The 6,378-nt window shown below is 63.6% G+C and carries 5 protein-coding genes and 1 pseudogene; 3 read left to right on the top strand and 3 right to left on the bottom strand.

Annotation, left to right across the window (positions count from 1 at the left end):
- Positions 1–701, top strand: a 701-nt coding sequence (locus EN935_RS17930) for an MFS transporter (RefSeq protein WP_164771187.1), incomplete at its 5' end; no start/stop codon positions are given.
- Here the strand turns inward: EN935_RS17930 and EN935_RS17925 are convergent.
- Complete coding sequence (locus EN935_RS17925) at positions 665–1,573, bottom strand: LysR family transcriptional regulator (protein ID WP_127262576.1); 909 nt, start codon at positions 1,571–1,573, stop codon at positions 665–667. The genes EN935_RS17930 and EN935_RS17925 overlap by 37 nt on opposite strands.
- Positions 1,574–1,688: 115 nt before the next feature.
- Here EN935_RS17925 and EN935_RS17920 point away from each other — a divergent pair.
- Together EN935_RS17920 and EN935_RS17915 are read left to right on the top strand one after the other, a co-directional pair.
- Positions 1,689–1,897 (top strand): annotated as a pseudogene (locus tag EN935_RS17920) (DUF680 domain-containing protein).
- 93 nt (positions 1,898–1,990) lie between these two features.
- A complete protein-coding gene (locus EN935_RS17915) occupies positions 1,991–2,950 on the top strand; it encodes an SDR family oxidoreductase (protein ID WP_109664888.1) in 960 nt (319 codons plus the stop codon).
- 80 nt (positions 2,951–3,030) lie between these two features.
- Here the strand turns inward: EN935_RS17915 and EN935_RS17910 are convergent, their stop codons facing one another.
- Positions 3,031–3,189, bottom strand: coding sequence for a DUF3309 family protein (locus tag EN935_RS17910; RefSeq protein ID WP_082525418.1), 159 nt, complete (start codon positions 3,187–3,189; stop codon positions 3,031–3,033).
- Between the two features lie 141 nt (positions 3,190–3,330).
- A partial coding sequence (locus tag EN935_RS17905) for an efflux RND transporter permease subunit (protein ID WP_164771186.1) occupies positions 3,331–6,378 on the bottom strand: 3,048 nt, incomplete at its 5' end.

The following is a 6,378-nucleotide window of genomic DNA, read 5'->3' as shown; positions in this document are numbered from 1 at the left end:
TCCAGACTTACGGTCATCTCGTCCACGCGGCGGTGGTGACCGCGCTCGCCTTCGCGGTTATCGCGGTGGCGGTTCGCCATCTGGTCGGCGAGGACAGGCCGCAGGCCGCGGAGCATCACAAATTCATCCTCCCGGCAAATCCGCTGGTTTATCTGATCGGCCTGATGGCCCTGCTGACGATGATCTCGGAGGGCGCGGTGCTCGACTGGGCAGCGCTGTATCTCAGGCAGGAACTCGGCGCCGACCTTGCCATCGCCGGCCTCGCTTACGCGGCCTTTTCCGGTGTCATGGCAATCATGCGCTTCTTCGGCGACGGCGTGCGCAACCGCTTCGGCGCGGTGACGACTCTGCGAGGCTCGTCGGTTGTCGCGGCGGCCGGCATGCTGATCGCCGGGTTGTCACCCTCGCCCTGGCTTGCGATCGCCGCCTTTGCCCTGTGCGGCTTCGGCATCGCCAACATGGTGCCGATCATCTTCTCGGCCGGCGGCAACCAGGAAGGCATGTCGTCGGGCACCGGCATGAGCGTCGTCACCACAATGGGCTATTCCGGTATCCTGGTGGCGCCGTCGGCGATTGGCTTCGTTGCCGAGCATTCCAGCTTCGGCCCGATTTTCGTCGCTATGTCGGGGTTGCTGATCGTCGTGCTGCTGATGGCCGGCCTTGCTCACCGCGCCGAATTCGCGGCCGCGCCGGCCGAATAGCGCTTCAGCTCCTCATAGAGGAAATCCACTACCCGGCGGATGCGCACGCTGGTGCGTACGTCGCGATGCATGGCCAGCCACACCGGCAGGACAGGCAAAGGCAAGCCGGGCAGCAATTTCTCCATCGATGGATCACGGTCGACCAGCGGCTCCTGGCCGAGACCGATGCCGTTTCCCGCTCGCACCGCCTCCCACAAAACGATCTGGTTGTCGGTCCTGACGCGAAAACTGCTCCGGGTGACCGGGATGCCATACTGGGTGAAGCCTCTGATGATGTCGTCGCTGCGGTCGAAGCCGACCAAATCGTGATCGACAAGGTCGGCGGGCTTCAGCGGGTGGTCGCGCCTGTCGAGATAGGATCTGGCGGCGCAGGCGCAGAGGGGAATGTCGCAGACCTTGCGCGCTGTCAGCTCATTCTGCGCCGGCTTGACCATGCGGATGGCGATGTCGGCATCCCTGCGCAACAGGTTCTCGACCTGGTTTGAAGCAACGATCTCGACCTCTATGCCGGGCTCCTCGACACCCAGCCGCATCGTCATCTCGGGCAGCACATAGGCCGCCACCACCTCGCTGGCGGCGATGCGCACCGTGCCTTCGATGGCCTCGACCGAACCCAGCGCCAGCAGTGAGAAGGCGCTTGCCTGCTCGCTGACCGCCTTGCCGCGTTCGAACAGCGTGCTGCCGGCCTCCGTCAGTTCATAGCCGCGCCGCCCACGCCGGAACAGCGTGACGCCCAGCGCCTGTTCGAGCTCGCCGATGTGACGGCCAAGCGTCGGCTGGCTTGCCGAGAGCTTTCGCGCGGCAGCCGACAGGCTGCCGGTTTCCGCCACGGTGACGAAACTCTTGATCAGGTTCCAGTCGATTTCAGCCATTCAAAAATGAATATCAAAACTCCATCGATAGTCAATTTCCATTCGCATTCGTAGCGACGATATTCCAGATGCAGACACCAACACGGACTGCAACCACCAACCAGGAGAACATGAAATGACCAAGATCGCCCTCATCGCCGCCGCCATCCTCATCTCCGCCAGCAACGCTTTTGCCGGCAGCGACAAGTTCGGTTCGAACAACGCCAGCCAGCCGGCTGTCACCAGCACCGACAACACCAACACAAGTTCGATCGAGAAGGTGGTGCGACCGCCAAGAAGCCGGTCGCCCAGGGCAGCAACCGCGAACTCTTCGGCAACCGCTGATCCCGATCGCGCTTGTCGCTGATCCCGATCGCGCTTGTCGTGGATCGGACCTCCCGAGCCGACCATGAAAATTCCAAATCAGGAGTACTCGAAATGACCAAGATCGCAATTCTCGGTGCCAATGGCCGGCTCGGCCGCGTGGTCGCCAAGGCCTTCATCGACGCCGGCTACGACGTCCGCACTATTACCCGCAGCGGCAAGGTGCCGGGCGAACTCAAGGGGGCCACCGCCGTCGCCGGCGACGCGCTCGACCGCGAGGGGCTGATCCACGCCACGCAAGGCGTCGACATCATCTTCAACGGCCTCAATCCGATCTACACCGACTGGGGCAAATGCCTGCCGATGGCCGAGAACGTCATGGCCGCCTGCCATGCGAACGGCACGCTGCATCTCTTCCCCGGCACCGTCTACAATTACGGATCGCCGATGCCCGCGGTGATATCGGAAGACACACCTTCCCACCCGACCACGCAAAAGGGCCGCATCCGCTGCGCCATGGAGGAGTTGTTTCGCCGCGAGGCCGAAGCGGGCCGGGTCCGCACCATTCTGCTGCGAGCCGGCGACTTCTTCGGCGGCACCGGCAGCGGATCATGGTTCGATCTGGTCGTCGCCGCCAAGATCAATAAAGGCGTCTATACCGCGCCCGGCCCGGTCGACCTAGTGCATGAATGGGCCTATCTGCCGGACTTCGCCGTTGGCTTCGTCGCGCTGGCGCGCAATCTGGACAAGCTCGGCTTCTATGAAGCGCTGAACTTCCCGGGCCACGCGGTCACCGATCTGCAGATCAAGGCCGCTGCCGAGAAGGCTGTTGGTCGTCCGCTCAAGATGACCTCGATGCCTTGGTGGGTGCTGCGCGCCGGCAGCCCGTTCGTGGCGATGTGGCGCGAGATCGTCTCCATGTCCTACCTGCGCTTCGAGCCGCACCAACTGGCTTCGGCAAGGCTGGAAGGCATCATCGGTGCGATCCCGCACACGCCTCTCGATCAGGCGGTCATCGAGGCGCTCGAGGATATCGGCATCGCCACCGTGAACGGTCTTGCGAAAGCTGCCTGACAGGCAAGGCGGGCGCAGCTACGGGCCTGCCAGCCCCGTCCCTGTAGACTGAAAAGTCTTTCTTCGGCTGAAAGGGCGGCTCAGAGCCGCCCCATCAACAGCAACACCAGAAGCACCACCAGCACCACACCGACAATGCCCGACGGCCCATACCCCCAGGAGCGCGAATGCGGCCAGGCCGGCACCGCGCCGATGAGGACTAGGATCAAGACGATGATGAGAATGGTGGTGATCGGCATAGGAACCCCGCGCTTTGACGTTTGCCACGAGACGACGCTTTCGCATTGCTCCGGTAACAACGCTTTGCGTTGCACCCGGGACAATGCAAAAGGCCGCCCGGTTGTTCCGGGCGGCCTTTGCCGGTCAAATCGGCAATGGGTCTATTCGGCGGCTTTCGGAAAGGCGATTTCCGGCTCGACTCCGGTATCCTGCCCCGGCGCATCGGTCGATGAGATCTCACCCTTGCCGCGCTGGAACAGCCGGCTGAACCAGCCGCGCCGTGCGCCCGGCTTGACCTTGGCACGGGTGAACACCATCAGCATCGACGGCGTCACCACCAGCGTCAGCACCGTGGCGAAGGACAGGCCGAAGACGATCGCCGAGGACAGCGAAATCCACCATTGCGTCGACGGCGCGTTGATCGTCGTCTCGTGATGGAAGATTTCGAGGCCGAGGCCGAAGGCGATCGGCAGCACGCCGAGAATGGCCGACACCGCCGTCAGTACCACCGGGCGAGCGCGTTCGCGGCAGGTCTGCAGCACTGCTTCGACCTTGTCCCAGCCCTCTTCGCGCAACCGGTCATAGGTGTCGATCAGCACGATGTTGTTGTTCACCACCACGCCGGCCAGCGCGATGACGCCGATGCCCGACATGACGATGCCGAACGTCTCGCCTGTTATCAGCAGCCCGAGGAACACCCCGATCGTCGCCATGACCACGCAGGACAGCACCAGCCAGACGCTGGTGAACTTGTTGAACTGCGCCAGCAGCACCAGGAAGATCAGGAAGATCGCCGCACCAAAGGCCTTACTGAGGAAGGCGCTGGCTTCGGCGCTGTCCTCGTTCGAGCCGGCCAGCTTCCAGCGGATGCCGCTGCCCAGATCCATCTCCGAGACAGCCTTGGTGACCTCCTGCTGTACGGCCGCGACCTGGGCGCCGGCGGCGACGTTGGCCTGGACGACCACCGTACGCGCCCCGTCGATGCGGTTGAGGATGCCGACCGTCGGCTCGGGCTTGCGCACGACAAAGTTCGAGATCGGCACCGAGCCTTGCGAGGTCTGCACCCGGAGTTCGTCGAGCGTCGACAGCGTGCGCCGGTCCTCGGGTAGGCGCAAACGGATGTCGACGGCGTCATCGGCGCCGGCCGGACGGTATTCCGAAAGCTTCAGGCCGTTGGTCACCAGCTGCACCACGGTTCCGACCGAGGTCGGACTGATGCCGTACTGCGCCGCCTTGGCGCGGTCGACCTCGAGCGCCCAGTCGACGCCGGGCGGCGGCAGACCATCGGAAATGTCGATGACGCCAGGCACCTTGCCGATGCGCGCCGCGACAGCACGGGCCTTGTCGTCGAGCCCCTTGGGGTCGACGGCCGAAAGCCTGATCTGGATCGGCTTGCCGGTCGGCGGACCGGCCTCCGGCACGCGCACCTCGACATCGACGCCGGGAATGCCGGCCATCACGCCGCGCAGGTCATCCAGGATGTGGTTCGCCGACTTGCGCTCGCGCCAGTCGATGAATTCGTACTGGATGACGCCGACAACGTCTTCGGGAACGTCCTGACCGCCGCCTTGCGTCTTGCCGACGCGGGTATAGACCGACTTGACGCCCGGCCAGCCGAGCAGCCTGTTTTCCGCGATCTTGGTTGCCGTATCCATTTCGGCCAGCGAGAGATTGCCGCGCGCATGCACGTAAAGCAGGCCGTAATCCGGCTCGACATTCGGGAAGAACTCGACGCCGGCGCCATATTTCGAATAGGCAAAGCCGACGCCGAACAGCAGCGCGACGGTCAGCACCAGCACGGTGATGGGGAAGCGCACCGCCTGCTTGACGATTGCCATGTACCAGCCGTCTCGATTGTCATCCTCGTGATGCGGCGGCGCCTTGGCGAAGATCGCACCCAGCGTCGGTGCGAAGACCAGCGCGTAGAGCATCGAGGCCGACAGCGTGACGATCAGCGTGATCGGCATGTACTTCATGAAGTCGCCGATAATGCCCGGCCAAAACAGCAGCGGCGAGAAGGCGGCGATGCGCGTCATCGTCGCGGCGATGACCGGACCGGCCATGCGCTTGGCGGCAAGCGCGAAGGCTTCCTCCTTGGGCATGCCTTCGCTCATCCGTCGTTCGGCGAACTCGGTGACGATGATGGCGTCGTCGACCAGCATGCCGACGGCAAGGATCAGGCTGAACAGCACGATCATGTTGATCGTGTAGCCCATCATCGCCAGGAGCAGGATGCCAATCAGGAAGGATGACGGGATGGCCAGGCCGATGAGCAGCGAGGCGCGGCCGGACAGCGCGTAGAGAATGACGATGAACACCAGGATGACGGCGATCATGACGTGGTTCTGCAGATCGCCCAGCAGTTGGTTGACGAAGACCGACTTGTCCTGCGTGTAGGTGACGTTCATGCCCTGAGGCATGGACTTGACGAACTCGTCGGACACCGTCCGCACCTTGGCGATGGTGTCGATCAGGTTGGAGCCGATGCGCTTCTTGACTTCGATGGCGATGGCCGGCTTGCCGTTGAGGCGGGTCACCGTCTCGGCATCCTTGAAGGTCGAGCGAATCGTCGCGATGTCCTTGGCCTGCACCACGGCATTGGGGCCGGCGACCACCGGCAGTGCCGCGACATCCTCCGGCGTTTCGATCAGCGACGGCACCTTGACCGCGTATTTGCCTTCCGAGCCCTCGATGTTGCCTGCGGCGACCAGACTGTTGGAGTTGCCGACCGCACCGATCAGCTGATCGAGCTGCAACCCATAGGAAGACAGCTTCATCGGATCGATGACGACCTCGACGAGATCGTCGCGCGCACCCTGCAGCGAACCTTCGAGAACGCCGGGCACCTCCTCGATGCGGTCGCGCAGTTCGCGGGCGGCGGCGGTCAGCACACGCTCCGGCAATTCGCCCGAGAGTGTGACGACGAGCACGGGAAACTCGGAAATGTTGACTTCGTTGACTGTCGGTTCCTCAGCCGCCTGCGGCAGGTCGGCCTTGGCGTCCTGCACCTTGCTGCGCGTGTCCTGCAGCGCAGTGGCCAGATTCGTCTGCGGCTGGAATTCGACCAGCACGTAGCCGCCGCCTTGGAAAGCGGCCGAACGCATCTCCTTGAGGCCCTTCAAGCTCTTCAGCTTGCTTTCCATCGGTCGCAACAGCAGCCGTTCCGAATCCTCAGGCGAAATGCCCTGATAGATCAGGCTGATATACAT

The sequence above is a fragment of the Mesorhizobium sp. M7D.F.Ca.US.004.03.1.1 genome, assembly GCF_003998635.1.
GTDB lineage: Bacteria > Pseudomonadota > Alphaproteobacteria > Rhizobiales > Rhizobiaceae > Mesorhizobium > Mesorhizobium loti.
This window is presented reverse-complemented; position numbering and strand designations above follow the sequence as displayed.

Bases quoted from the DNA above. Each gene is read 5' to 3' on its own strand.
- EN935_RS17910 (WP_082525418.1), bottom strand. From the start codon at position 3,189: ATGCCGATCACCACCATTCTCATCATCGTCTTGATCCTAGTCCTCATC.
- EN935_RS17915 (WP_109664888.1), top strand. From the start codon at position 1,991: ATGACCAAGATCGCAATTCTCGGTGCCAATGGCCGGCTCGGCCGCGTG.
- EN935_RS17925 (WP_127262576.1), bottom strand. From the start codon at position 1,573: ATGGCTGAAATCGACTGGAACCTGATCAAGAGTTTCGTCACCGTGGCG.